The following is a 25,291-nucleotide window of genomic DNA, read 5'->3' as shown; positions in this document are numbered from 1 at the left end:
CACCGTTTTCAGCCCAAGCGTGCGGGAATTTCCGCTTCGAATCGGAAAAACAGTGCCTCCTCTCTTCTCTACTGCCGGCTTAGGGTAGCGCTATCCCTTCTGCCAGCCTTGGAGAGCAGACCTTGCACACAGAGACCCATGACCAGAACCTGACCCCGGACAGCCCGGCGTTGCTGCGCCAGACCGACCACACGCTGGCGCGCATCCACACCCTGCTCGGCGAGCAGGGCATCCGTCCCAACGAGGTACAGCGGCAAATGCTGGCCTCCCACGTCAAAGCCATGGTGTGGCGCTCCTACAGCGGTGAGTCGCTGCCGGAGGTCGATCTCAGCCTGTTCGAGGAGATCTCCCCCCTCTCCCTGCGCCTGGCCGAACAGGTCGTCGCCTGGCTGGACAAGCTGGCCTATGAAGAGGCCCATTTGCTGTCCGTCCATTTCGAAGTTGCCAAAGAAAACGAACTCAGCTCAGTGAAAGGAGAAAGCTAAATGACAGCCATCAAACTCGTGATCGGTGATCGACTCGGCAAGGGCCAGAAAGTGGGAGCAGGCGCGGAAACCGCCGGTGCCTGCGTGACCATCATCCCCGGCATGGCCGCCGACATGAAGCTCGGTGACGTGATGAACAAGGAGCAGGCGGATCTCGGCATCTCCTTCTGCGGCAGCGGCGGTGCCGGTGCCATCACGGCCCAGACCAAGTACGGCTACAAGTGCCGCTACGGCATGCGCTCCATCGAAGAGGGCGTGACCGCCATCAACGAAGGGTGCGTGGTGCTGGGCTTCGGCTTCATGGACAAGGAAGAGCTGGGTCAGAAGCTGATCGAAGCCTTCGCCAAGAAACACGGACGCGCCTGATGAAAGAGGACTTCACCACCCAGGTCATGGTCAACGGCAAGGGGCCGACTCGCCAGCAGGCGTTCGCCGCCGCCCTCAGCCAGGTGCAGCCAACGCTGCTCAAGGACAACCCGCGGGTGATGCTGCGCATCGAGCCGCTCGAGGTGCAGGTGCTCAAGGCCGAAGAGTCGGTCCGGGTGGAGAAGTTCCTGTTCTTCTTCCTGCCGCGCCAGCGCCGCGAATTCCGGGTCCAGCTGGCGATCACGGTCAAGGTCACCAGCCTGGATGCCGAACAAGTGGTGTTCACCCTGGTGTGACGCCGCCCGCGGGTACCACCCCACAAGAAGGATACGTTGGATGTTTCTAATCATATTTATCAAGTCACTCATCATCGGCGGCCTGGTAGGCGTCGGGGTGGGGGCCGGCGCGGCACGGATGTTCCACGCGCCAACCGTACAGGGCATGGGAGCCTTCCGTACCCTGGGTGAGCTCAACTCCTGCGAAGGGGACCCCGCCTCCCACTTCTCGTTTGGTCTGGGCTTCTTCTTCAACGCCTGGGCTTCCACCGTGGCAGCCGGCGCCTTCACCCAGGATGTGGATCACCGCATCATTCCGCACTGGGCCACGGCGGCACTGCTGTTCAAGAACCGGGATCTCGCCACCACCCTGCACGACCCGAAGAAGATGGCCATTGCCGGCGGCATCATAGGTGCCATCGTGGTTGCCTTCCTCAACAGCACGGCCGCCGCCGTACCGGCCGCATTGCAGGTCACCGCGGTCAAGGTGCTGGTACCGGCCGCCAACCTGCTGGTCAACACCGTCATGCCGGTGATCTTCTGGCTGGCCGCCATCGAGGCGGGCAAGAAGTCCGGTTTCTGGGCCACCATCTTCGGCGGTCTGGCCCAGCTCATCATGGGCAACGCGGTACCGGGCCTGGTGCTCGGCATCCTGATCGGCAAGGGTGTGGAAGAGAGCGGCTGGAACCATGTCACCAAGGTGATGATGGCGGCCATCGTCCTGCTGTTCGTGCTGAGCGGTTTCTTCCGCGGCTTCGACATGAAACTCATCGAGTCCTTCCATCTGGGTGTTCCCCTGTGGCTGGAAAACGTCCATAACCTGCTGAGCGGCAAATAAGGGGTCACACCGTGGATGAGAAACTGAAAAACAACTTCTGGTACGCCGACTGGTCCTTCCCCATTTTTGTCGGCCTGCTCTCGGCCGGGGTCTTTGCCGGTACCCACATGTTCTATCTGTACGGGGTCGGCGCCTTCAACGAGGTGGCCTTCGTCGCCATGCTCAAAGCAGGCATGGATACCGGTGCCTATGGCGCGGTGGCGGCCTTCGGCGCCAGCTTCCTGTTTGCCCGCATCATCGAGGGCTCCCTGGTGGGGATCCTGGATATCGGCGGCGCCATCCAGACCGGGGTAGGCCTCGGCGTGCCTGCCCTGCTGCTGGGGGCCGGCATCGTCTATCCGGTGGAGAACTTCGGTGCCTCGCTGGCGACCGGCATGGGGATTGGTCTGGCCATCGGCTACGTGATCATCCTGGCGCGCAAGTTCACCATCAACCAGAGCAACTCCACCTACGGCGCAGACGTCATGATGGGGGCTGGCAACAGCTCGGGCCGCTTCCTCGGCCCCTTAATCATCCTCTCCGCCATGGGCGCCTCGATCCCCATCGGTATCGGTTCCCTGCTGGGTGCTCTGCTGTTCTACGTGTGGGGCAAGCCCATCACCGGCGGCGCCATCCTGGGGGCCATGCTGCTCGGTACCTTCTTCCCGGTTGCGCTTGCATAACCATCCGCCGCCCTGCGGGGCGGCGCTCGAGAGGCCATCTAGCATGTACGACATGATCATCAAAGCGGGGCGCCAGGGAGATGGCCAGCTCGTCGATATCGCCATCAGGGAGGGCAAGATAGCCGCCATCGGTACCCTGCCGGAGACGGCCGCGGCGCGGCAGATCCTGGATCTCGGCGGCCGGGTGCATGTGAGTGCCGGCTGGATCGACGGCCACACCCACTGCTACCCCGCGTCCCCCCTCTATCACGATGAGCCGGACAAGGTGGGCGTTGAGTCCGGCGTCACCACCGTCATCGACGCCGGCAGCACCGGGGCCGACGACGTGGATGACTTCCAGCGTCTCGCCGCCGGCTGCAAGACCCGGGTGCACGCCCTGCTCAACATCTCCCGCATCGGCCTGCTGCGCCAGAACGAGCTGGCCGACAGCCGGGACCTCGACATGGATCTCGCCTCGGCGGCCATTGCCCGCCACCCCGGCTTCATCGTCGGCATCAAGGCGCGGATGAGCGGCAGTGTGGTCGGCGAAAACGGCCTGCAACCGCTGCGCATGGCCAAGGCACTGCAACAGGCCCACGGCCAGCTACCGCTGATGGTACACGTGGGCAACACGCCGCCGGATCTGGACGAGATCGTCACCCTGCTGGGGGATGGCGATCTGCTGACCCACTGCTTCAACGGCAAGCCCAACCGCATCCTGACCCCGGCCGGTGAACTGCGCCAGACGGTGCGTGAGGCGATGCAACGGGGCCTCTTGCTCGACATCGGTCACGGCGGCGCCAGCTTCAGCTTCGAGGTGGCGGAGCTGGCCATTGCCCAGGGGATCCTGCCCCGCACCATCAGCTCCGACATCTACTGCAAGAACCGCATCAAAGGGCCGGTCTACAGCCTGGCCCACGTGATGTCGAAATTTCTCGCCATCGGCATGACGCTGGAGCAGGTGATCGCCTGCGTCACCCACCATGCCGCCGATGCCCTGCGTCTGCCCGGCAAGGGGCGACTCGAGGTGGGCGCCGCTGCCGATCTGACCCTGTTCGAGGTGAGCAGCGGCCCCACCCTCTTTACCGATACCGAAGCCGGCGCCCGCAATGGCGACCGGCAGTTGCTGCCCCTCGCCGCCCTGGTCGGTGGCGAACTGGTTCTGACTCACTATGGGAAATCACACCATGCCTTCTGTGTATGAGAAATATCAGCTCAAACCGGTGATCAACGCCTCCGGGCGCATGACCATTCTCGGCGTCTCCACCCCCGAACAGGAGGTGGTCGACGCGGTCAACTTCGGCCTCGGCCACTACTTCGAGGTGAAGGATCTGGTCAACAAGACCGGCGCCTATCTGGCGGGCTTGCTGGACGTGGAAGATGCGGTGGTAGTCTCCTGCGCCAGCGCCGGCATCGCCCAGTCGGTGGCCGCCGTGATAGTGCGCGGCGACCCCTACCGCCTCGAGCAGTTGCACGCCCATGCCCACCATGTGCCGAGCGAAATCGTGCTGCCCAAGGGGCACAACGTCAACTTCGGCGCCCCGGTCGGTACCATGGTCAATCTGGGGGGCGGCAAGGTGGTGGAGGCCGGCTACGCCAACGAGTGCTCCGCCGCCCAGCTGGCCGCCGCCATCAATGCCAGCACAGCTGCCATCCTCTACATCAAGTCCCACCACTGCGTGCAGAAGAGCATTCTGTCGGTGGCAGAGGCAGCCGAGGTGGCCAAGGCCCACGGGCTCCCGCTCATCGTCGATGCGGCGGCCGAGGAAGATCTGCGTCTCTACTACAACCAGGGGGCGGATCTGGTCATCTACAGCGGCGCCAAGGCCATCGAAGGGCCCACCAGCGGGCTGGTACTCGGCAAGCGCCAGTACGTGGAGTGGGTCAAGCAGCAGGCCAACGGCATCGGCCGTGCCATGAAGGTGGGCAAGGAGGGGATCCTCGGCCTGACCCACGCCATCGAGCGCTACCTGGCCAAGGAGAAGGAGAGCGGCGCCGCCATGGTCGCCAAGATGACCCCCTTCATCGAGCGCCTCAACCAGCTGCCCGGCGTCAGCGCCAAGGTGGTGTGGGACAGCGCGGGGCGCGACATCGCCCGCACCGACATCGCCTTCGACCACCAGCAGATCGGCATGACCACAGTGCAGGTCGTCGCCCGTCTGCAGCAGGGCACGCCAGCCATCTACTGCCGTGGCTACAAGGCCAACGAGGGGCACCTCGAGATAGACGTGCGCAGCGTCACCGTGCCCCAGCTCGACCAGATCCATGCCGCCATTGCCCACCTCGTTCAGGAGAACAACTGATGTCTTTGACTCCCAATTACTACCGCGCTCGGGTCTGCCTCAACGTGCTGGCCGGCTCCCGACAGAATGCCGTCGACATTTATGAGGCCGCCGAGGGCCACGTGCTGGTCGGCGTGCTCTCCAAAAACTACCCGGATGTGCCCTCCGCCGTCGCTGACATGCAGGCTTACGCCAAGCTTATCGACAACGCCCTCTCCATCGGGCTGGGGGCCGGCGATCCGCGCCAGTCTGCCATGGTGGCCGAGCTGGCTCGCCAGCTGCAGCCCCAGCACGTCAACCAGGTGTTCACCGGGGTCGGCGCCAGCCGGGCACTGCTCGGCCAGTCTGACACCCTCGTCAATGGCCTTGTTTCTCCCACCGGCACGCCGGGGATGGTGAAGATCTCCACCGGCCCACTGAGCAGCCAGCAGCCCGACGGCATCGTTCCCATCGACACCGCCATCGCCCTGCTCAAGGACATGGGCGGCAGCTCGGTCAAGTTCTTCCCGATGGGCGGGCTGACCTGCCGCGCCGAATATCAGGCGGTGGCCGAGGCCTGCGCTCGCCACGGCTTCTGGCTGGAGCCCACCGGCGGCATCGATCTCGACAACTTCGAGGAGATAGTGCGGATTGCGCTGGATGCCGGGGTCGAGAAGGTGATCCCCCACATCTACAGCTCCATCATCGACAGCGCGAGCGGTCAGACCCGTCCCGAGGACGTGCGTACCCTGCTGACCACGGTGAAGCGGCTGCTGGCCTGACAGCCCTTCAGGCACCGGTCCGATCACTGACCGGTGCCTGGCTTGTTAATGACCCGCTTGTTAACATCGATTTTTCATTCCGCGACAGGAGTCCGTTCCCCCCTCATGATCAAGCTGCCCCACCCCAGACTCCATCAACTGCTCACCCTGCTCCACGCCGAACCGCTGCCGCAGGAGGAGCTGGCCCGCCGCCTCAATGTCTCCACCCGCACCGTGCGCACCGACGTGGCGACCCTGAACGAGCTCATCGCCACCCGGGGCGCCCACCTGATCCACCAGCGCGGCAGCGGCTATCAGCTCAAGATCTACAATCAGGAGCTGTTCGAGGCGCTGCTGGCGGCCCAGGAGCAGGAGAGCGGGCTGCCCCGCACCAGCCGCGAGCGGGTGCTGCACCTGCAGATCCTGCTGCTGACGGCGGAGCAGGGCATCAAGCTCGACGAGCTGGCGGACACCTGGTATCTGAGCCGGGCGGCACTGCAGGGGGACATGGCGGAAGTACGGGAGCGGCTCGCCCACTTCGGACTCGCCATCGACAGCAAACCCAGGCAGGGGATGCGGATCCAGGGGGGCGAGACGGCCATCCGCGCCTGCCTCACCCAGTTGCTTTACCAGGAGCTGCTGCACAGCAACCCGCTGCAGAGCCTGCTGCCCAACCTCTGTCCCAGCAAGACGCTGGAGGTAGTGGGCAATCACATCCACGAGCAGCTCGGCCGTCATCAGCTGCGCCTGGCCGATGAGAGCCTGCAGCAGCTCGCCATCTACTGCGCCGTCGCCCTGCTGCGCCAGGCGGCCGGCCACGAGCTGCGCCAATTCACCAGCGAGGATCTCACGGCGCCTCTGCTGGCGGTTGCCCACGACATCTATGGCGAGCTGCCGACCCTGACCCCGCCGGGGGAGGAGGAGATAGCCTGCCTCGCCATCCAGATCCAGGCCCGCCTCACCGCCGATGCCCCCCAGCTCAGCCCGGCCATGGCGGCCGAGAGCGAACAGCTGGTGGAGCATCTGCTGGCCTACATCCACCAGCACTACCCCTATGACCTGCGCGGCGATCTGCAACTGCGGGCCGACCTGCAGACCCATATCAGCGCCATGCTGCTGCGGGTCAAATACCAGATCGGCAGCCACAATCCGCTGGCGGACCACATCAAGCAGTACTACCCCCTCGCCTATGACATCACGCTGGCGGCCATCTCGGAGTGGATCAGGCAGACACCCTATCGGCTGACCCACCACGAGATAGGCTATCTGGTGATCCACATCGGGGTCGGACTGGAGCGTCACTACGACATCGGTTACACCCGCCGTCCCCAGGCGCTGCTGCTGTGCGATGCGAGCAACGCCACCTTCCGGGTGCTGGAGGCCCGCATCAAGCGGGAGTATCCCCAGTTGCAGCTGACCATGCTGGAGTCGGTGCGGGATTACGAAGGGCTGGCGCGGATCGAGCAGGACTTCGTCATCAGCACCGTCAAGGCCGGCGAGAAGAACGTGCCCGTGGTGCAGGTCGCCCCCTTCCCGACCCAGTACCAGCTGGAGCAGCTCGGCAAACTGGTGCTGGTTGATCGCACCCGCCCCTACCTGCTCGACAAGTACTTCGATGCCGACCACTTCATGGTGGTCACCGAACCGCTCAGCCAGGCGGCGCTGTTTGACCGTATCTGCAGCCAGCTGGAGGCGGAGGAGCTGGTGGAGAGCGGCTTTCGGGGATCATTGCAGGAGCGGGAGCGGATCGTCTCCACCATGCTGGGGGATGGCATCGCCCTGCCCCACTCCCTCGGCCTGCTGGCGCGCCGCACCCTGGTCTATACCGTGCTGGCCCCGCAGGGGATCGACTGGGGCAACGGCGAGAGCGCCACCCTCGTCTTCGTGCTGGCCATCGCCAAGGCCGACTACGAAGAGGCGATGGGGCTCTATGACCTGTTCCTGGCGCTGATGAACGAAAAAGCCAGCAGGAATCTGCTGGCTTGTCGGGATTTTGCCGCCTTCAAGGCGCTGGCACGCAGCGCACCTTGAGCACGCCGAGGCGCGTTACTCCTCGTTGAAGCCCGAGGTGAACAGCGCCACCACGGCGGCCAGAGCCTCCACTTCCTCGGGCCCCTCCACCTGGACTTCCACCTGCTTGCCCTGGGCGGAGTCCAGCATCAACAGGCCGATCACGCTGTCCGCGTCGGCCTCCACCCCCTCTTCGTTGCGCAGCAACACGTGGGCATCGAACCCCTGCACCAGCTCGAACAGCATCATGGCCGGTCTGGCATGCATGCCCAGTTTGTTTTTCACTTCCACCGAGGCTGAGACGGTCATCTGATCTTCCTATTGGTCCATCAAAATTGCGGCGCACTCTTGTCGAGGGTGCGGTGGCGGATCTGGACGTTCTTGCCCAGCAGGCGGAAGGCGCCGGCCAGTTGCTCGGCAATGAACACCGATCTGTGCTGGCCACCGGTACAACCGATGCCGACCGTCACATAGCTGCGATTGTTGCGCTCCAGATGGGGCAACCAGGTCGCCAGCATGTTCTCGATCTGCAGGATGAACTGCATCACGTCGGGCTGGCTGGAGAGATAGCGGGCCACCGGCTCATCCTTGCCGGTGAAAGGTTTGAGCTCGGGGATCCAGTGCGGATTGGGCAGGAAGCGGGCGTCGAACACGAAGTCGGCATCCTTGGGAATGCCGTACTTGAAGCCGAACGACTCGAACACCAGCACCAGCTCGTTCTCCTTCTTGCCGAGCACCCGGGTCTTGATGAGCTCGCTCAGGTCGTGAATGCTGAGGTTGGTGGTATCGATGCGCAGGTCAGCCGTCGAGGAGAGCGGCGCCAGCAGGTGGGTCTCTTCCCGAATTGCCTCATCCAGCGACAACTGATTGCGTGACAAGGGGTGCAGCCGGCGGCTCTCGCCGTAGCGCTTGAGCAGGGTGGAGTTTTCCGCATCGAAGAAGAAGCTCGAGAACTCCACCCGCCCCTCGTTGCGAACCTGGGCCAGCAGGGTTTCCAGCTTGTCCGGGCTCGCCGGCAGGTTGCGCACGTCGATGCTGACCGCCAGCTTGTCATACTGGCTCTCGACCGACACGATCAGCTGGGGCAGCAGGTTGACCGGCAGGTTATCCACACAGTAATAACCGAGATCCTCCAGCACACGCAGGGCAACTGTCTTGCCCGAGCCGGAGCGCCCACTCACCACTATTAATTGCATCTTGTTCCCTCACCGCTTGGCGTCATTGCAAGGGCCTGCTTCTCAGGCCGATGTCATGATCTGATAGAGTTCTTCGTCGCTGGTTGCCTGGCGCAACTGGCGGCATACCGCCTTGTCGCCCAGTTTGGATGCCATCAGGGAAAGGGTCTTGAGGTGCTGCTTGCACTCGCTTTCCGGCACCAGCAGGGCGAACAGCAGGTCAACCGGTTGATTGTCGATGGAATCGAAGGGGATCGGCTCTGCGAAGGTCATCAGGATGGCGGTCGGCGGAAACTCGTCGCCAATCCGGCCGTGGGGAATGGCGATACCGGCACCGATCCCGGTACTGCCCATTTTTTCTCGCGCCAGCAGGCACTCGAAGAGCACCTGACGAGAGGTCCCCAGACGCTCAGCGGCTAACTCGCTGATGATCTCCAGGGCGCGTTTCTTGCTGGTACAAGGGACCGCACTTTTGGTGCAGTCCCGACTCAGTATGTGTTCAAGTTGCATGGTTATTTTTGATTTAACTTATCTTTGTGCTTGATGATCTGCCGATCCAGCTTGTCCAGCAGGGTATCAATCGCAGCGTACATGTCGGCATGCTGCGAATTGGCGAACACCTCACCCCCGCTGACATGCAGCTTGGCTTCGGCGATCTGGTTCAGTTTTTCTACGCTCAACACCACATGAACATTGTTGATGTGGTCAAAGTGACGCTCGAGTTTGGCAAATTTGTTGTTCACATAATCACGCAGAGCTTCGGTGATCTCGACATGGTGTCCGGTCAGGTTAATTTGCATAACGTCTTCCTTTTGTTTTGCCTAAACCAGGCGTTTGCGCTGATTGGATGGCGGGATCAACAAGGATTCACGGTACTTTGCGATCGTGCGTCTCGCCACCATAATACCCTGTTCGGCCAGCAAATCCGCGATCTTGCTATCACTTAGCGGCTTGGCGGGATTCTCCGCCGTCACCAGCTTCTTGATGAGCGCGCGAATTGCGGTCGATGAGCACTCTCCTCCTCCCTCCGTGTTGACATGACTGGAGAAAAAAAACTTCAGTTCGAAGATGCCGCGCGGCGTATGCATGTACTTCTGGGTCGTGACCCGCGAGATGGTTGACTCGTGCATCTCCACCGCTTCGGCGATGTCGTTGAGCACCATGGGTTTCATGGCCTCTTCACCGTATTCGAAAAAGCCCTGCTGCTGCTCGACGATACAGCTGGCCACCTTGAGCAGGGTGTCGTTGCGGCTCTCCAGGCTCTTGATGAACCACTTGGCTTCCTGCAGGTGGGAACGGATGAACTGGGTATCCTGGCTGGTGCGAGCCTGACGGGCCATGGCGGCATAGGTCTCGTTGACCCGGATGCGCGGGGCCGAGTCCGGATTGAGCTCGACCACCCACTTGTTGCCCTTCTTGACCACGGAAACATCCGGGATCACGTACTGGGATTCGCTCTGGATGACGCCGTTGCCGGGTCTCGGCTCCAGCTGCTGGATCAAATCCAGCACCTCCTTGAGGTCGCTCTCCTTGAGCCGGGTCTTGCGGGCCAGGGTGCGGTAGTCGCGATTGCCGAGCAAGTCCATGTGCTCGAGGATCACCTCCTTGGCCTCGTTCAGCCAGGGCAGGTCCGGGGAGTATTGGCCCAGCTGGATCAGCAGGCACTCCTGCACCGAGCGAGCGGCGATGCCGACAGGATCGAAATGCTGCACTCGCTTGAGCACCGCCTCCACCTCATCGAGCTCCACCTCGACATCCTCGCTGCTTACCGCAGTCTGGATATCCTCCAGCGACACCGTCAGGTAACCGGATTCGTCGATAGCGTCGATGATGGCGAGGGCGATGGCGGCATCCACGTCGCTGAACGGCGTCAGGCGCATCTGCCACAGCAAATAATCCTGCAGGTTTTCGGTGGTTTCGCCCTGATAGATGCTGTCTTCACCGTCGTGGATCGGGCCCGCGCTCTGGGCCGTGCCGGCCGAGTAGACCTCTTCCCAGGTGGTATCTACCGGCAGTTCGTCCGGCATATTGTCCTGAGACATGGCATCGCTGGAGTCGAGTTGGCTGGCATCGACTGGCTCTTCCGGGCTGGTCTCCTGCACATCATTTTCCTCTTGCTCCAGCAAGGGGTTGTTGTCGAGCGCTTGCTGAATTTCCTGCTGGAGTTCCAGAGTGGAGAGCTGGAGCAGACGAATCGCTTGTTGTAATTGCGGCGTCATGGTCAGGGACTGGCCGAGACGCAACTGTAATGTCGGCTTCATCTACGTCGGGATATCCTTATGTTCAGCGAGGCAGTCGTCACAGGAAATGAAGAGATGCCCCCTTACTATAGACTGAATTGATCGCCCAAATAGACGCGCTTGACCTGTTCGTCGGCCAGTATGTCGGCCGGTGCACCTTCGGCAATCATCTTGCCGTGGCTGACGATATAGGCCTTCTCACATACGTCCAGAGTCTCTCTGACGTTGTGGTCGGTGATCAAGACGCCCAGGCCTCTATCTTTGAGATGCTGGATGATCTTCTTGATGTCTATCACAGAAATGGGGTCGACCCCGGCAAAGGGTTCATCCAGCAGGATAAAACGCGGCTCGGCAGCCAGTGCCCGGGCGATCTCGACCCTGCGCCGCTCCCCGCCCGACAGGCTCTGCCCCAGGCTGTCACGGATATGGGTGATGTTGAACTCTTCCAGCAGTTGCTGGACCTTGTCCTCCCGCTCTTCGCGGCTCAGCCCCTTGCGGGTCTGCATGACCCCCATCAGGTTGTCGAACACCGACAGGCGACGGAAGATGGAGGCCTCCTGCGGCAGATAGCCGATGCCGTTGCGGGCACGGATATGCATGGGCTGCAGGCTGATGTCCTGATCATCGATGGTGATGAGGCCGGCATCACTCTGCACCAGCCCCACGATCATGTAGAAGGAGGTGGTCTTGCCGGCTCCGTTCGGGCCTAACAGCCCGACGATCTGGCCGGTCCCCACTTCCAGGCTCACATCGCTCACTACCATGCGGCGCTTGTAACTTTTTTGCAGGCCGGCTGCTTTCAACACTGCCATGGTTTATTTTCCCTGCTTCTTCTGGTCGGCCGGCTTGTCGAAATTCTCTACCTGATCCGGCAGGAACACCGTCTTGACCCGCTGGTTCGGGGTCTTGCTCTCGGCAATCATCTTCTGTTTGACGATGTCGTAACGGATCAGGTCGCCATTGACCTGGCTATCTTCCTGCTTGAGCTGACCGTTGCCGGTGATGGTCACCAACCGGTTTTTCAGCTCATAACGGATGCTGTTGCCATGGGCATTGACCGGCTTGCCGTTGTCCAGGATCTGGAAGAAGGTGGCAGGCTTGCCATAGGCCGTCATCACCTCGGCCCCCTTCTCGCCGGAGCGGATCACCACCACCTTGTCCGCCTTGATCTTGATGGTGCCCTGAGTGATGGTCACATCCTGCTCGAAGGTGATGCGGTTGTCCTGCATCTCGGCCACCTGCTTGACCGCATCCACATAGACCTTCTCGGCAAAGTCGGACTCTTTGGCGCTCACGGTGCCGCACAGCAGCAGGGCCGCGAGGGCCAGATTAGCGTTTTTCATTGAAATAGATGGCATGGCCCTGATCCAGTAATTCAAAATATTTGCGTTCCAGATGACCCTTCAGGCCAACGCCCTCGGTCTGGAAATCCTTACCCACTATGCTGACCTGCTGATTGCTTCTCACGTTCTGGGTCACCAGATCCAGCTCCAGATAGGGGGTATCCAGCGTGGAGATGAAAGAGGTGGGCAATAAGCCGTCCAGATGCACCTTGTCCCGCAGGATCACGTTGTCATCGGTGTTGAGCACGCCGGTATCGGCAGTAACCTTCCACTCGGGCTCGCCCTGCTTGTCGAACATGTAGACCACCGGCTTGTCAAAAGTGGCCTGCTCGAGGATCTGGTAGTACTCCGCGTAGCGGGACTCCAGCCGCTCGGTGCGACGGCCTTCGACATCGAAGCGGGTCGTCACCAGATTTTTGGCGGTGAAGTCCGGCTGATAATTCTCCACCTTGGTGGTCGGCTCCGGCGCCAGTTCGATGTCGCCGAGCTGCCAGGCGGCCAACGCAACTAGGAACAGCAGGGCGAACAACAGGGTCTGTCTGCTCATACCGAGGCCTCTGGCTGATAGTCACCCAGCCCCTGGGCCTGCAAAATGAGATCGCACACCTCGCGCACCGCGCCAACACCACCGGCCAGCCGGGTCACCATGTCGGCCCGCGCCAGCACCAGCGGATGGGCATCGGCCACGGCGATGCCGAGACCACAGGCCTGCATCACCGGCAGATCGATGGTGTCATCGCCGATGTAGGCCGCCTGCTCGGGGGTCAGTGCCAGCTTGGCCAGCAGCGCCTCGAAGTGAGGCAGCTTCTGATCTGCCCCCTGTACCAGGTGCTGCACCCCCAGGCTCTTCATCCGATCGCTGACGATGCGGGAGTTGCGCCCAGTGATGATGGCAATCTCGATCCCGGCGTTGAGCAGCGCCCGCATGCCGGCACCATCGCGGGTACAGAAGGTCTTCAGCTCTTCGCCGTCATTTCCCATGTAGATGAGGCCATTGGAGAGCACCCCGTCCACATCGCACACCAGCAGGCGGATCTGCGCCGCCTTCTCAAACTGGCTGCGCGTCACCGGACCATAGAGGGTCGGTACGTTTTGCATCAAATTACTCCGGCTTTCAGCAGGTCATGCATGTTGAAGGCACCCAGCGGGCGCTTGTCGCCATCCACAACCAGTAATCCGTTGATCTTTCTGGTTTCCATCAGTTTGACGGCCTCGGCTGCCATCATCTCTGGTCCCACGGTAACACAGTTGACCGTCATCACGCGGCTGATCGGGGTGTGGTGGATATCCACCTGCAGGTCCAGAATGCGGCGCAGGTCGCCGTCGGTGAACAGGCCGGCCAGGCGGCCATCGGCATCGGCCACGGCCGTCATACCGAGCCCCTTGCGGCTCACCTCCAGCAGTGCCTGGCTGATGGTGGCATCTATCCCCACCTGGGGCAACAGCTCGCCGCTGTGCATCAGATCGCCGACCCGCAGCAGCAGTCGCTTGCCAAGGGAACCGCCCGGATGAGAGAGGGCGAAATCGTCGGCGGTAAAGCCGCGGGCTTCCAGCAGGGCCACCGCCAACGCATCGCCCATCACCAGGGTCGCGGTGGTACTGGACGTGGGCGCCAGCCCCAGCGGGCAGGCTTCTTTCTCTACCTTGATGCACAGGTGCACGTTGGCTTCTTTCGCCATGGTGGAGGCCGGGTTGCCGGTCATGCAGATGAGCGGGATACCGCGGCGCTTGAGCACCGGCAACAGGGCCAGGATCTCGTCGCTCTCGCCGGAGTTGGAGATGGCGATGATGAGATCGCCGCCGGAGATCATCCCCAGATCGCCGTGGCTGGCTTCACCCGGATGGAGGAAGAAGGCGGGAGTGCCGGTGCTGGCCAGGGTGGCCGCAATCTTGCTTCCGACATGACCTGACTTGCCCATGCCGGTGACCACTATCTTGCCACTGCAGCGCAGTATCATCTCGCACGCCTGATCGAAGGCATCGTTCAGGTACTGGTAGAGTCCATCAATCGCTTGTTTCTCGATGTCCAGCACGGTACGGGCGCTGCGACGAAAATCGAACAGTTCAGACACTTTTTCAGACTTTACAGACATAAAGGCACAGCTCCGGGCTGAAATTTGCTGCGGGATTATAAAAAAGTCTGTCGAGATAAGCGAATCGGATACTTCCCGACCTGAAAAGAGAGACAATTGGTTACAAAAAACTGTCGCGCGTCTGGACAGGCAGGCTGTTCAATAGTTGTTCCTTGCTGTTGCTTAGACCTAGACTAGCCCATAAAATTCGCTCTTCATTTACACCGGATGGACAATTGTTTGAACGATGACCTGATCACCATCTCCGACCTGACCTTCAGTCACGGAGATCGGCTGTTATACGACGGGATAAACCTGACCATTCCCCGTGGCAAGGTCACTGCGGTCATGGGCCCCAGCGGCATCGGCAAGACCACCTTGCTGCGGTTGATCGGCGGCCAGCTCAAGCCCGAATCCGGTCATATCCTGTTTGACGGGGAAGATATCCCCACCCTCTCCCGCTCACGCCTGTACGAGGTACGCAAGCGGATGAGCATGCTGTTCCAGAGCGGCGCCCTGTTTACCGGCATGACGGTGTACGACAACGTGGCCTTCCCGCTGCGCGAGCACTCCGGCCTGCCCGAGGAGCTGATCCACACCATCGTCATGATGAAGCTGCAGGCGGTGGGCCTGCGCGGCGCGGCAAGACTGATGCCGTCCGAGCTCTCCGGCGGCATGGCCCGGCGCGCGGCGCTGGCCCGTTCCATCGCGCTGGATCCGGACCTCATCATGTATGATGAGCCGTTCGTCGGCCAGGATCCCATCACCATGGCGGTGCTGGTGAAGCTCATCAAGGATATGAACGATGCCCTCGGCATCACCTCCGTCATCGTCACCCATGACGTGAAAGAGGTGCTGAGCATTGCCGACTACGCCTATATCATCGCCAACCGCAAGGTGGTGGCGCATGGCACACCGGCCCAACTGCGCGAGGAGCACAATCCCGAGGTCGAGCAGTTCCTGAAAGGATTGCCCGACGGTCCTGTTCCGTTTCATTTTCCGGCAGGCGACCTGCTACAGGATCTCTGATGTTGACAAGCCAGGTAAGCAAACTGGGGCGAAGCGGGGTGCGATTCATCAGCGCCATCGGCCGCGCCACCATCATGTTGTTTCACGCGTTGGCGGGCAAACCCGCGCCGCGCAAGCACTTCCCGCTGCTGGTGCAGCAGTTGTATGTGGTCGGGGTACAGTCGGTCGCCATCATTCTGGTGTCGGGCCTGTTCATCGGCATGGTGCTCTCGTTGCAGGGCTACAACGTACTGAAGGACTTCGGTGCCGAGCAGAGTCTGGGGCCGCTGGTCTCCCTCTCCCTGCTGCGGGAGCTGGGCCCCGTGGTGACCGCGCTGCTGTTTGCCGGCCGCGCCGGCTCGGCCCTCACCGCCGAGATCGGCCTGATGAAGGCCACCGAACAGCTCTCCAGCCTGGAGATGATGGCGGTGGACCCGCTGCGCCGGGTCGTCGCGCCGCGCTTCTGGGCCGGGGTCATCAGCATGCCGCTGCTGGCCTTCATGTTCAGCCTGATCGGCATCTTCGGCGGCAAGCTGGTCGGCGTCGACTGGCTGGGGGTGGACGAAGGCAGCTTCTGGTCCGCCATGCAGGCCTCCGTCGACTGGCAGGATGACATCATGCAGGGGGCCATCAAGAGTCTGATCTTTGCCCTGGTGGTCACCTGGATTGCGCTCTTTAACGGTTATGATGCCAAGCCGACCTCGGCCGGGATCAGTCAGGCCACGACCCGCACCGTGGTCCACTCCTCCCTGGCCGTACTCGGCCTGGATTTTATACTCACCGCAGTCATGTTTGGATAAGGTAAAGATGAAGTTCAGCAAAGTAGAATTCCTGGTTGGCGCTTTCATGCTGGCCGGCATCGGTGCCATTCTGGCGTTGGCACTGCAAGTGGCAGGTTTGAGTTTCAAACCGGAAGGAGAAACCTATACCCTGCGCGCCCATTTCGATAATATCGGCGGCCTGAAAGTACGCTCACCGGTCAAGGTGGGCGGCGTGGTGGTCGGTCGGGTCAGCGACATCACTCTGGACGCCAAGAGCCAGGTGCCGATCGTCTCTCTGCTGATGCAGAAGAGCGCCGGTGAGTTCTCCGAGACCAGTACCCTCTCCATCCTGACTTCGGGGCTGCTCGGCGAGCAGTACATAGGCCTGATGCCCGGCTTTACCGATGAGGAGATGGGCACCAGCATGCTCAAGGATGGCGACATGATTGAAGACACCAAATCCGCCATTGTGCTGGAAGACCTGATTGGCAAGTTCCTCTACAGCCAGTCTTCCGACACCAAATCAGACAGCAAGTAAGGAGTAACCATGTTCAAGAAGATCGCCCTGCTGCTGGGCCTGATGACCAGCATGCTGTTTTCCCTGACTGCGCAAGCCACCGATGCCACCGATCCCTATGCCCTGGTGGATCAGGCGGCCAAGCAGACCTTCGCCCGCCTGAAGGCCGATCAGGCCCAGGTGAAGAGCAATCCGGACCACCTGCGGGTCATCATCCGCGAAGAGCTGCTGCCCTACGTGGACAACCGCTTCGCCGCCTACAAGGTGCTCGGCAACCAGATCAAGCAGACCACCCCGGCCCAGCGTGACGCCTTCGTCGAGGTGTTCACCGAGTACATGGTGAGCTCCTACGCCGACGCCCTGGCCCATTTCGACAAGCAGACCGTCAAGGTCGAGCCGGGCAAGGCCGCCGGTGACAGCAACATCACCGCCGTCAACGTCAGCGTGAAAGAGGCCGGCAAGCCGGACATCTTCCTCGAGTTCAAGCTGCGCAAGAACAACAAGACCGGCGAGTGGAAAGCCTTCGACATGGTCGCCGAAGGGATCAGCCTGCTCTCTGCCAAGCAGAACGAGCTGGGCGGCCTCATTCGCCAGAACGGCATCGATGCGGTGATCGCCCAGCTGCGCGCCCACAATGCCAAGCCGCTGGTGCTCAAGAAATGAGACTGAGCGGCGAGCTGCAGGCGGCCCAGGTCGTTGAGTTGTGGCAACGGCGGGCCGACTGGTGGCAGGAAGACCAGATCGAGCTCGGCGACGTCACCACCCTGGATTCGGCAGGGCTTGCCCTGCTGGTCAAATGGGCCAAAACCGCTCTGGCACGAGGCGCCACACCGCAACTGGTGGGCGCCTCCACTGATTTTTATACCCTGGCCAACCTCTACGGGGTGGCCGGATTGTTTCAGTCAACCCCGCTCACAACTGAGGACGCATAATGCAAGTCTCTGAAATTGAAGCGATACTCCTCGAGGCTCTGCCATTGTCCGAAGTCCATGTCAAAGGGGACGGCAGTCACTACCAAGTGATCGCCGTCGGCGACATGTTTGACGGCATGAGCCGGGTCAAGAAGCAACAGGCCATCTATGCCCCGCTGATGGACAAGATCGCCAGCAACGCCATTCACGCACTCTCCATCAAGGCTTTTACCGATGCCGAGTGGAAACGCGAACGTAAATTCCTACTGCCCTCCTGATTTGGTATCAAACGTAAATGGACAAATTCAAGATCGATGGTCGTTGTACTCTCAACGGCGAAGTGACCATCTCTGGCGCCAAGAACGCCGCTCTGCCGATCCTGTTCGCCACCCTGCTGTGTGATGAGGAGATCCACCTCTCCAACGTGCCGCGCCTGAAAGACGTGGGCACCACCATCAAGCTGCTGGAGATGCTGGGCGCCACCACCAAGGTGAACGGCAACGTCACCGTGCTGACCGGCGCGGTGAACAACCATGTCGCCCCCTACGAGCTGGTGAAGACCATGCGCGCCTCCATCCTGGCACTGGGCCCGCTGGCCGCCCGCTTTGGCGCGGCTGACGTCTCCCTGCCCGGTGGCTGCGCCATCGGTGCCCGTCCGGTCAACCTGCACGTGCACGGCCTGGAGCTGATGGGTGCCAAGATTGCCATCGAGGATGGTTACATCAAGGCTCGTGTCGACGGCCGCCTGAAGGGTGCCCACATCCTGATGGACATGGTCTCCGTCACCGGTACCGAGAACCTGATGATGGCCGCCACCCTGGCTGATGGCCGCACCGTGATCGAAAACGCCGCGCGCGAGCCGGAAGTGGTCGATCTGGCCAACTTCCTCAACGCGCTGGGCGCCAAGATCCAGGGCGCGGGCACCGACACCCTGACCATCGACGGTGTCGAGCGTCTGCATGGCGGCAGCTACAGCGTCCAGCCCGACCGTATCGAAACCGGTACCTTCCTGGTGGGAGCAGCGGTCACCGGCGGCAAGATCACCTGCCGCAAGACTGACCCGACCCTGCTGGAAGCGGTACTGGTCAAGCTGGAAGAGGCTGGCGCCCTGATTGAGAAGGGTGAAGACTGGATCACCCTCGACATGACTGGTCGCACTCTCAAGCCGGTCACCATCAAGACTGCTCCCTACCCGGCCTTCCCGACCGACATGCAGGCCCAGTTCACCGTGTTGAACGCGGTGGCCAAGGGCACTGGCATGGTCACCGAGACCATCTTCGAGAACCGCTTCATGCACGTACCCGAGCTGGTACGGATGGGCGCTGACATCGAACTGCAGGGCAATGTGGCCATCTGCCGCGACACCCAGCAGCTCAAGGGTGCCCAGGTGATGGCAACCGATCTGCGCGCCTCCGCCAGTCTGGTGCTGGCCGGCTTCGTCGCCGAAGGCTCCACCATCGTCGATCGCATCTACCACATCGACCGTGGCTACGAAGACATCGAGCACAAGCTGCAAGGCCTTGGCGGCCGTATCGAGCGCATCAAGGGCTGATTGCCGCCCCTGAGCACGCCGATACAAAAAGGCCCCTCGCTGTGCGAGGGGCCTTTTTCATGGCGGTAATCCGCTGATGCCGGGATCAGTGACCGGCCAGCTTCATGCTCTCGACCAGCACCGAGCCAGTCTTGAGACTGGAGCGCTCATCTTCGTCGCTGCCCACCGCCACGATATGGCTGAACATCTCGGCCAGATTGCCGGCGATGGTGATCTCTTCGACCGGATAGGCTATCTCGCCGTTCTCCACCCAGAAACCGGCAGCGCCGCGGGAGTAGTCGCCATTGACGATGTTGACCCCCTGCCCCATCAGTTCGGTCACCAGCAGGCCGGTGCCCATCTCCTTGAGCATGCCATTGAAATCCTGACCGGTGCTGGAAACCTGCCAGTTGTGGATGCCGCCGGCGTGGCCCGTGGTGGTGAGCCCCAGCTTGCGGGCGGAGTAGGAGGTAAGCAGCCAGCTCATCAGCTCGCCATTGCGCACTATGTCCATGTCGCGGGTCAGCACGCCTTCGCCATCGAACGGGGTGCTGGCGAGCCCCCCCAGCAAATGGGGGAACTCCTGGATGGTGAGCCACTCGGGCAGGATCTGCTTGCCCAACTTGTCCAGCAGAAAGCTCGACTTGCGGTAGAGATTGCCACCGCTGATGGCCATCACCAGATGACCCCACAGACCGGCCGCCGTATCCGGATGGAACAGCACGGGAGCGTGGCGAGTGCTGATCTTGCGGGCACCCAGGCGAGAGAGGGTGCGCTCTACCGCCTCGTCGGCGATCCGCTGCGGGCTCCAGAGCCCGTCCAGGGTTCGGCTGGAGGAGTAGCCGTAATCGCGCTGCATGTCGCCGTCCTGCTCGCCGATCAGCACGCAGCTAAGGGAGTTGCGTGATGCCGCGTAGCCTTTGACGAAGCCATGGCTGTTGCCATACACCTTGATGCCGAGGTGACTGGAGAAACCGGCGCCGTCGGAGTGCTTGATGCGGGTATCGCGGCCCAGCGCCAGTCGCTCACACTCGATGGCCAGTTCGATGCCGCGCTGCGGATCCAGCTCGATCGGATGACACAGTTGCAGATCCGGGGCATCCCAGGCCAGCAGCTCGGCATCAGCCAGACCGGCGCAGGCATCCGGCGAGGTGTGCCGGGCAATCTCCATGGCCGCTTCGACGGCGGCACGAATGGCCAACGGGCTCAGATCCGTGGTGGAGGAGGAACCCTTGCAGCCATCGCGATAGACGGCGATGCCGAGCGCCCCGTCCTTGTTGAATTCGATGCTTTCCAGTTCACAACCCCGGGTGTTCACCGATAGCCCGGTCTGCTTGCTGATGGAGACTTCGGCAAGCCCGGCACCCAGTCCCTTGGCAATCTCCAGGGCCTCGGCAACTACGGCTTCAAGATGGGCTTGATCCTGGCGGATTTGGTCTTGCTGATCCATAACTCACATCTGTATGAAGGAAGGAAAGGGGCTAAGCATATCAGACCCCTGCGCCCAGCGGGAGAAGCTGGTAACATATCCACCAAACGTGAATGACAGGAATCAAGAGACCGATGAGTCAATATCAAGACGACAACGAGTGGGAAGACTGGGGCCCCAGCAAAAGCCAGCTCAAGCGCGATGCCGAAGCCTTGCAGAAGATGGGGGAAGAGATCGTCTCCCTCAGCCACAGCGAGCTGGAAAAGATCCCGCTGGATGAAGAGCTGGCCGAAGCGGTCGAGCTGGGCCGCAAGCTCAAGCCGAAGAAGGACGAGTCTTTCCGTCGCCACCTGCAGTTCATCGGCCGGTTGATGCGCAGCCGCGATGTGGAGCCCATCGTCGAGGCGCTCTCCATCATCAAGAATCGCCACTCCACCGTGAATGCCCGCCTGCACCGGCTGGAACAGTGGCGTGAGCGGCTGATCAATGAAGGTGACAGCGCCCTCAACGAGCTGATGTCCCAGTTCCACGAACTGGACCGCCAGAAGCTGCGCCAGCTGATCCGCTCCGCCAACAAGGAGCGGGAGCTGAACAAGCCGCCGGTGGCCTATCGCGAGATGTACCAGTATCTGCGCGGCGAGATCGAAGATCTGCTGTAAGTGATGACTCACCTTCGCCGACCGGCGATGAACAGTACGAAATAAAACGGGGCCAATATGGCCCCGTTTTCGTGTCGCCGCAGCTGTCAGCTGCCCGCCATGCACTGGGTGTGAGTGCCTGGCTGCAGATACGGCATCAGCAGCGGTGCCATCCCCTTGAGCACCTGCACCGGCAGGGCCGAGGTGAAGCGGAACTTGTCGGACTGGCTGCCCGGCACATAGGCCGTCAGGGTGCCGAAGTGATCCTCTCCCAGATAGAAGACGAAGGTGGCGGTCCGGTTGCGAGCCAGCGAACTGGTCACGTTGCCGTAGCGACCGACCGTTTCAATCCGGTTGTCACCCGTCCCCGTCTTGCCTCCCATCTGCAGCACGGTACCGTCCGGCAGGGCGAAGGCACCGGCAATACGTCTGGCCGTGCCCCCTTCCACCACCTTCGACAGCGCGTTGCGCAGCGCGGTGGCCACCTCGACCGGCAGCACCCGGGTCCCCTCGGTCTGCGCCGGCTGGAACTCGGTTTCGAACGGCGTGCCCTTGGCAAACGACAGATGCTCGATGCGCAGGGTCGGCGCACGAATGCCGCCGTTCTGGATGATCCCCATCAGCTCGGCCAACGCAGCAGGGCGATCGCCCGAGCTGCCCAGGGCCGTTGCCAGCGACGGCACCAGGTGATCGAACGGGTAGCCCAGTCTGGCCCAGCGTTGATGGATGTCGAGGAAGGCCTCGACCTCCAGCATGGTGCGGATCCGGCTGTCGCGGGCGCTACGGTGGCGGGTCTTGAACAGCCAGCTGTAGACCTCCTGCCGCTCGTCCCGGCTCGCCTCGACGGCATCGGCGAAAGTCGCCTTGTCGAACTCCTTGAGATAGGAGAGCAGCCACAGCTCCAGCGGGTGCACCCGGGCGATATAGCCTTGATCCGGCAGCGAATACTTGCCGGGACCATAGCTGGTATAGAGCTGCTCGATACGACGATCGCTCAGTTTCTCCCGCGGCAGGCGCTTCGCCAGGAAGGCAGCGAACGTCTCCTGCGACGCATCCGGCATCAGGTAGCGATGTACGGCTGCCAGGCGCACGGCGCTGGGCTTGAGACCATCCAGGAAGGTATCAAGCTGTTCATCCGCAGTCTTGCCACGGTATTTGCGCCAGAAGCGCAGCAGATAGGTCTGCCCCTCTTTATCCGCAAACTTGGCCAGATACTCGGTACGGCGCGGATCCTTGTCATCCTTGAGCAACTGGGCACGGTTGCCCTCCCGGTAGAGGCTGTAGCGGACGATGTCACGCATCAGGCGCACGAAGGGCAGATTGATGGATTCACGCAGCGCGTCGCGAATGGCCGGAATGCGGCCATTGTCCTCACGTCGGAAGTTGTTGAAGGTGTGCATGCCGCCGCCGGTGAAGAATCCCTCGTTCGGGCTGGCGGAGTATTTGCGATCGAGCGCCGCCTCCAGCATGGGGGGCAGACTCTTGTCCTTGGCAGTCATCAGGTAGGAGACGGCCCAGCGGCTGATGTTGTCCTGCTCCGATACCTCTATCTTGCGCAGGCTCTCGACCGACATGCCCGCGTAGTTGTCATGCAGCTCGGAGACGATCTCCAGGTAGGTGGTCAGCACCCGCAGCTTGGCGGTTGACCCCAGCTCCAGCTTGCTGCCCTCGTTGATGTCGAACGGCTGATCCGTGTTGTCGGTCTGCACCCGCACCTTGAAGCCCTGCGGGGACTTCTCGAACAGCGTGAAGCTGTACTTCACGTCTCCCGTCTTCTCCGGCGAGAGCAGGCGCTCACCAAACAGCCCAACCTGGGCTGCAAACGTCGGATCGGCCAGCTGCTGCAGATAGCGAGAGACCTCGTTTTGCAGCGGCATGTTGAGGCTGGTATCGGCCGTCAGATCGAGTCGGTCCAGATCGTAGAGCTGCACCCCGAGCTGACGGCTCAGACGGGTGCGGGCAACTTGCAGGCCCTTGTTGTTGTTGACCTTGGTCACCGCCGGGGACTGCAGGAAATCACGGAACGAGATCTTGGCCTTCAGCGCGGCTTCCATCAGCGGCGGCGTGATCATCCCCTCCTGTACGAACAGCCGCAGATAGCTGTCGGTCAGGGTCGCCAGTGCATCACGCCCCTGCGCCAGATAGTAGGAGGGTCGGCGATGGGCAATCATCAGCGAGACCACCTGGCGCAGCGCCAGGCCCTGCTCCGCCAGCGAGGCATCCTGGTTGCGCGCAGGGTCCAGCAGCCGATTTACCTCATCCACATTGGCGCCAAACCATACCCAGAGACCATCCCCCAGGCCGTGCACCTCCCCATAGCCGGGCGCTGCAGAGAGCGGCACCGAGTTGAGATAGGCCCAGGCGACCAGCTTGCGCGCCTCCAGCGTCTTGGGCCCCAACCGGTAGGCCCGCACACTGGCGGACGCCATCTGGCGGATCTTCTCGGTGGGTGACAGCGTCAGGCCATCCGGCGAGTGGCGATACTTCTCGACCTGAGTTGCCAGCGTGCTGCCGCCGGCCGATTGATCCTGCATATCAAGCGCCTTGCCGACCTGCGACATGGCCGCCTTGGCAAAACGGGGCCAATCCACGGCCGGGTTGGCCAACGGCTGCTCATTGCTGAGCAGGTCGCGGTTCTCGATGAACAGGAGCGACTGGATCACCAGCGGCGGAATGGAGGCAAAATCCGGGTAATAGTGGGTCGGATACTTGAATTGATAGAAGGGTTCCGCCCGACAGTCGTGCAGAGTCAGACCGGCCTGCACCTTCTCGGTATAAGGCACGAAAAAGCCACGACTGGCATAGTCATACAAGGCGTCGGAGAAATGTACCTGCTCGCTGACCTGATAACCGCGCTGCAGCAAGCGTTCCTGCATCATGGGCAACAGTACATAACCGAGCCGCTTGTCGAAGGGGCCGTCTTCGGGGAAGGCAATCTGCTTGCTGGGGCCCGGTTCGACTTGATAGGTCAGCTTGGCCGCATAGCGGGAGATCTCCTGCGACTGCAGGCGGGAAGTCTGCATCTCATAACCGACCAGAGCAATCACCGCAGCCAGGCACAGCAAAAAGAAAAAGCAGAACAACCAGCGCCACCAGGAACGACGCTTGCGCTTGTATTTGCCGTCCGCGCTTGGGACAGATGAATCCTGAGATGCCACTTTGTTCAAATCCGTCTGTTCTGATGCGCCCATATCAGCCCCACCATGGTTGCGCAATTTATTGTGTTTCACTCAAGCTTAGTCGTTTCAAGTCAATGGCTTGAAAACTATTGACCGCTTTGTAGTGATGGTAACAGGGCGATCATAAAAAGGGGAGCCGATTGTTGCAGCGCAGTGAGAGATCCGAGCTGATGACAGAAAGCAAAACACCGGCCTATGGCCGGTGTTTTGAGAAGACAGTGAGCAGGCTTATTTGCTGGAGCTCATTGCCTTGAGCTTGGTGCTCAACTCTTTACGCTCTTTGGACAGCTCGGCATTCTTGATGATGTGGTCGTCCACACGCTCTTCATAATCAGCCCGCATGTTGGCGATGATGGCTTGCACCTCATCGATGCTCATACCCGGTTTGATGTAATCGCTCAGGTTGTCGAGCAGCAGCACCCGCTTCTGGTTGTCACGGACCTTCTTCTCGTTGTCCGCAATTTCACGCTTGAGTTTGTTCTGACGACGGGACATACGCACATATTCCAGTACATCGCTGAAGGTGGACTTGTTTACTTGTTCCATATCGATACCACTGACGTAAGGTTGATAAAAGCAGGCCAAGTTGCATCCGTACTAAAGAAACCAGCATGAGAGAGTACGGGCCAACCCAAGATGCCTTTACTCTACCGAGTTATGAGGCAGATACAACCCTAATTGCAGGCCTGACGCCGGGTTTCGGCACGAGAGAGCCGAGTGAACAACAGGGTGGAAAGCAGTACAGGCTCTCCATCCAAAGGCGCATATCAGGGGTGAGACAAGACGAATTTCAGACAATAAAAAACCCCGCTCAGATGAGCGGGGTTTCTCGTGTTGGGTGCCTGGCAGT

General features: G+C 61.4%; 30 protein-coding genes. 17 read left to right on the top strand and 13 right to left on the bottom strand.

Annotation, left to right across the window (positions count from 1 at the left end; genetic code table 11):
• Positions 1-122: 122 nt before the first annotated feature.
• From QLG02_RS06415 to QLG02_RS06375, 9 genes are all read left to right on the top strand, one after another.
• Positions 123-485, top strand: a complete 363-nt coding sequence (locus tag QLG02_RS06415) for a transcriptional regulator (protein WP_017409378.1) — start codon at positions 123-125, stop codon at positions 483-485.
• Positions 486-851, top strand: a complete 366-nt coding sequence (locus QLG02_RS06410; RefSeq protein WP_282464794.1) for a glycine-rich SFCGS family protein — start codon at positions 486-488, stop codon at positions 849-851. It abuts the gene before it with no gap.
• Positions 851-1,147: a DUF4312 family protein gene (locus QLG02_RS06405; RefSeq protein ID WP_282464793.1), complete on the top strand. Its 297-nt coding sequence runs from the start codon at positions 851-853 to the stop codon at positions 1,145-1,147. Before QLG02_RS06410 ends, QLG02_RS06405 begins: the two co-directional genes overlap by 1 nt.
• A gap of 40 nt (positions 1,148-1,187) precedes the next feature.
• Complete coding sequence (locus tag QLG02_RS06400; RefSeq protein ID WP_016352193.1) at positions 1,188-1,964, top strand: DUF4311 domain-containing protein; 777 nt, start codon at positions 1,188-1,190, stop codon at positions 1,962-1,964.
• A gap of 11 nt (positions 1,965-1,975) precedes the next feature.
• Positions 1,976-2,626 carry a DUF4310 family protein gene (locus tag QLG02_RS06395; RefSeq protein WP_011707606.1) on the top strand — a complete coding sequence of 217 codons (651 nt, stop codon included), beginning with the start codon at positions 1,976-1,978 and terminating at the stop codon, positions 2,624-2,626.
• Positions 2,627-2,669: 43 nt separating this feature from the next.
• Complete coding sequence (locus tag QLG02_RS06390; RefSeq protein WP_282464792.1) at positions 2,670-3,809, top strand: amidohydrolase/deacetylase family metallohydrolase; 1,140 nt, start codon at positions 2,670-2,672, stop codon at positions 3,807-3,809.
• A complete protein-coding gene (locus QLG02_RS06385) occupies positions 3,793-4,908 on the top strand; it encodes a DgaE family pyridoxal phosphate-dependent ammonia lyase (RefSeq protein ID WP_282464791.1) in 1,116 nt (371 codons plus the stop codon). The genes QLG02_RS06390 and QLG02_RS06385 overlap by 17 nt, the downstream gene beginning before the upstream one ends.
• A complete protein-coding gene (locus QLG02_RS06380; protein ID WP_282464790.1) occupies positions 4,908-5,648 on the top strand; it encodes a KDGP aldolase family protein in 741 nt (246 codons plus the stop codon). Before QLG02_RS06385 ends, QLG02_RS06380 begins: the two co-directional genes overlap by 1 nt.
• A gap of 105 nt (positions 5,649-5,753) precedes the next feature.
• On the top strand, positions 5,754-7,658 hold the full coding sequence (locus QLG02_RS06375; RefSeq protein ID WP_282464789.1) for a PRD domain-containing protein: 1,905 nt from the start codon (positions 5,754-5,756) through the stop codon (positions 7,656-7,658).
• Between the two features lie 15 nt (positions 7,659-7,673).
• Here QLG02_RS06375 and npr read toward each other — a convergent pair whose 3' ends face one another.
• The 10 genes from npr to QLG02_RS06325 form a co-directional block, all read right to left on the bottom strand.
• Positions 7,674-7,946 (bottom strand): PTS phosphocarrier protein NPr, encoded by a 273-nt coding sequence (gene npr / locus QLG02_RS06370; RefSeq protein WP_005305943.1) that lies wholly within the window; start codon positions 7,944-7,946, stop codon positions 7,674-7,676.
• Positions 7,947-7,966: 20 nt separating this feature from the next.
• Complete coding sequence (gene rapZ, locus QLG02_RS06365; RefSeq protein WP_011707611.1) at positions 7,967-8,833, bottom strand: RNase adapter RapZ; 867 nt, start codon at positions 8,831-8,833, stop codon at positions 7,967-7,969.
• A 42-nt stretch (positions 8,834-8,875) separates the two neighbouring features.
• Complete coding sequence (ptsN, locus tag QLG02_RS06360; protein WP_005305951.1) at positions 8,876-9,322, bottom strand: PTS IIA-like nitrogen regulatory protein PtsN; 447 nt, start codon at positions 9,320-9,322, stop codon at positions 8,876-8,878.
• A 2-nt stretch (positions 9,323-9,324) separates the two neighbouring features.
• The gene (gene hpf, locus QLG02_RS06355; RefSeq protein ID WP_005305957.1) at positions 9,325-9,612 is read right to left on the bottom strand and encodes a ribosome hibernation promoting factor; all 288 of its coding nucleotides are present in this window, start codon (positions 9,610-9,612) and stop codon (positions 9,325-9,327) included.
• Between the two features lie 21 nt (positions 9,613-9,633).
• Positions 9,634-11,073, bottom strand: a complete 1,440-nt coding sequence (locus QLG02_RS06350) for an RNA polymerase factor sigma-54 (protein ID WP_011707612.1) — start codon at positions 11,071-11,073, stop codon at positions 9,634-9,636.
• A 65-nt stretch (positions 11,074-11,138) separates the two neighbouring features.
• The gene (gene lptB / locus QLG02_RS06345) at positions 11,139-11,864 is read right to left on the bottom strand and encodes an LPS export ABC transporter ATP-binding protein (RefSeq protein WP_011707613.1); all 726 of its coding nucleotides are present in this window, start codon (positions 11,862-11,864) and stop codon (positions 11,139-11,141) included.
• A 3-nt stretch (positions 11,865-11,867) separates the two neighbouring features.
• Positions 11,868-12,395, bottom strand: a complete 528-nt coding sequence (lptA, locus tag QLG02_RS06340; protein ID WP_016352198.1) for a lipopolysaccharide transport periplasmic protein LptA — start codon at positions 12,393-12,395, stop codon at positions 11,868-11,870.
• Positions 12,382-12,942, bottom strand: coding sequence for an LPS export ABC transporter periplasmic protein LptC (lptC, locus tag QLG02_RS06335; protein WP_016352199.1), 561 nt, complete (start codon positions 12,940-12,942; stop codon positions 12,382-12,384). Before lptC ends, lptA begins: the two co-directional genes overlap by 14 nt.
• Positions 12,939-13,493 (bottom strand): 3-deoxy-manno-octulosonate-8-phosphatase KdsC, encoded by a 555-nt coding sequence (gene kdsC / locus QLG02_RS06330; RefSeq protein WP_017409370.1) that lies wholly within the window; start codon positions 13,491-13,493, stop codon positions 12,939-12,941. Before kdsC ends, lptC begins: the two co-directional genes overlap by 4 nt.
• On the bottom strand, positions 13,493-14,488 hold the full coding sequence (locus QLG02_RS06325) for a KpsF/GutQ family sugar-phosphate isomerase (RefSeq protein WP_017409369.1): 996 nt from the start codon (positions 14,486-14,488) through the stop codon (positions 13,493-13,495). Before QLG02_RS06325 ends, kdsC begins: the two co-directional genes overlap by 1 nt.
• A gap of 207 nt (positions 14,489-14,695) precedes the next feature.
• Between QLG02_RS06325 and mlaF the strand changes: the two genes are divergently transcribed.
• The 7 genes from mlaF to murA are packed head-to-tail and all read left to right on the top strand — an operon-like array spanning position 14,696 to position 19,216.
• Positions 14,696-15,496, top strand: coding sequence for a phospholipid ABC transporter ATP-binding protein MlaF (mlaF, locus tag QLG02_RS06320; protein ID WP_011707618.1), 801 nt, complete (start codon positions 14,696-14,698; stop codon positions 15,494-15,496).
• Positions 15,496-16,275 (top strand): lipid asymmetry maintenance ABC transporter permease subunit MlaE, encoded by a 780-nt coding sequence (gene mlaE / locus QLG02_RS06315; protein WP_011707619.1) that lies wholly within the window; start codon positions 15,496-15,498, stop codon positions 16,273-16,275. Before mlaF ends, mlaE begins: the two co-directional genes overlap by 1 nt.
• 7 nt (positions 16,276-16,282) lie before the next feature.
• Positions 16,283-16,774: an outer membrane lipid asymmetry maintenance protein MlaD gene (mlaD, locus tag QLG02_RS06310; protein WP_158196541.1), complete on the top strand. Its 492-nt coding sequence runs from the start codon at positions 16,283-16,285 to the stop codon at positions 16,772-16,774.
• Positions 16,775-16,783: 9 nt separating this feature from the next.
• On the top strand, positions 16,784-17,416 hold the full coding sequence (gene mlaC, locus QLG02_RS06305; RefSeq protein ID WP_011707621.1) for a phospholipid-binding protein MlaC: 633 nt from the start codon (positions 16,784-16,786) through the stop codon (positions 17,414-17,416).
• Complete coding sequence (locus QLG02_RS06300; RefSeq protein ID WP_282464788.1) at positions 17,413-17,685, top strand: STAS domain-containing protein; 273 nt, start codon at positions 17,413-17,415, stop codon at positions 17,683-17,685. The genes mlaC and QLG02_RS06300 overlap by 4 nt, the downstream gene beginning before the upstream one ends.
• Positions 17,685-17,942 carry a BolA family iron metabolism protein IbaG gene (gene ibaG, locus QLG02_RS06295; RefSeq protein WP_005306001.1) on the top strand — a complete coding sequence of 86 codons (258 nt, stop codon included), beginning with the start codon at positions 17,685-17,687 and terminating at the stop codon, positions 17,940-17,942. The genes QLG02_RS06300 and ibaG overlap by 1 nt, the downstream gene beginning before the upstream one ends.
• Positions 17,943-17,959: 17 nt before the next feature.
• Positions 17,960-19,216 carry a UDP-N-acetylglucosamine 1-carboxyvinyltransferase gene (murA, locus tag QLG02_RS06290; protein ID WP_011707623.1) on the top strand — a complete coding sequence of 419 codons (1,257 nt, stop codon included), beginning with the start codon at positions 17,960-17,962 and terminating at the stop codon, positions 19,214-19,216.
• Between the two features lie 85 nt (positions 19,217-19,301).
• Here murA and pmbA read toward each other — a convergent pair whose 3' ends face one another.
• A complete protein-coding gene (gene pmbA / locus QLG02_RS06285; RefSeq protein ID WP_282464787.1) occupies positions 19,302-20,645 on the bottom strand; it encodes a metalloprotease PmbA in 1,344 nt (447 codons plus the stop codon).
• A gap of 113 nt (positions 20,646-20,758) precedes the next feature.
• Here pmbA and yjgA point away from each other — a divergent pair, with 113 nt between their 5' ends.
• Complete coding sequence (yjgA, locus tag QLG02_RS06280) at positions 20,759-21,283, top strand: ribosome biogenesis factor YjgA (protein ID WP_278191938.1); 525 nt, start codon at positions 20,759-20,761, stop codon at positions 21,281-21,283.
• An 86-nt stretch (positions 21,284-21,369) separates the two neighbouring features.
• On the opposite strand, the gene QLG02_RS06275 is transcribed toward yjgA, so the two are convergent.
• Together QLG02_RS06275 and tmaR are read right to left on the bottom strand one after the other, a co-directional pair.
• Positions 21,370-24,453 carry a transglycosylase domain-containing protein gene (locus QLG02_RS06275; protein ID WP_269384442.1) on the bottom strand — a complete coding sequence of 1,028 codons (3,084 nt, stop codon included), beginning with the start codon at positions 24,451-24,453 and terminating at the stop codon, positions 21,370-21,372.
• Between the two features lie 216 nt (positions 24,454-24,669).
• Positions 24,670-24,987, bottom strand: a complete 318-nt coding sequence (gene tmaR / locus QLG02_RS06270) for a PTS system regulator TmaR (protein ID WP_016352207.1) — start codon at positions 24,985-24,987, stop codon at positions 24,670-24,672.
• Positions 24,988-25,291 lie beyond the last annotated feature (304 nt).

This window comes from Aeromonas sp. V90_14, assembly GCF_029967615.1.
GTDB lineage: Bacteria > Pseudomonadota > Gammaproteobacteria > Enterobacterales > Aeromonadaceae > Aeromonas > Aeromonas hydrophila.
Note: the sequence above shows the minus strand (reverse complement) of the source record. Positions and strands in the feature narration are given on the sequence as shown.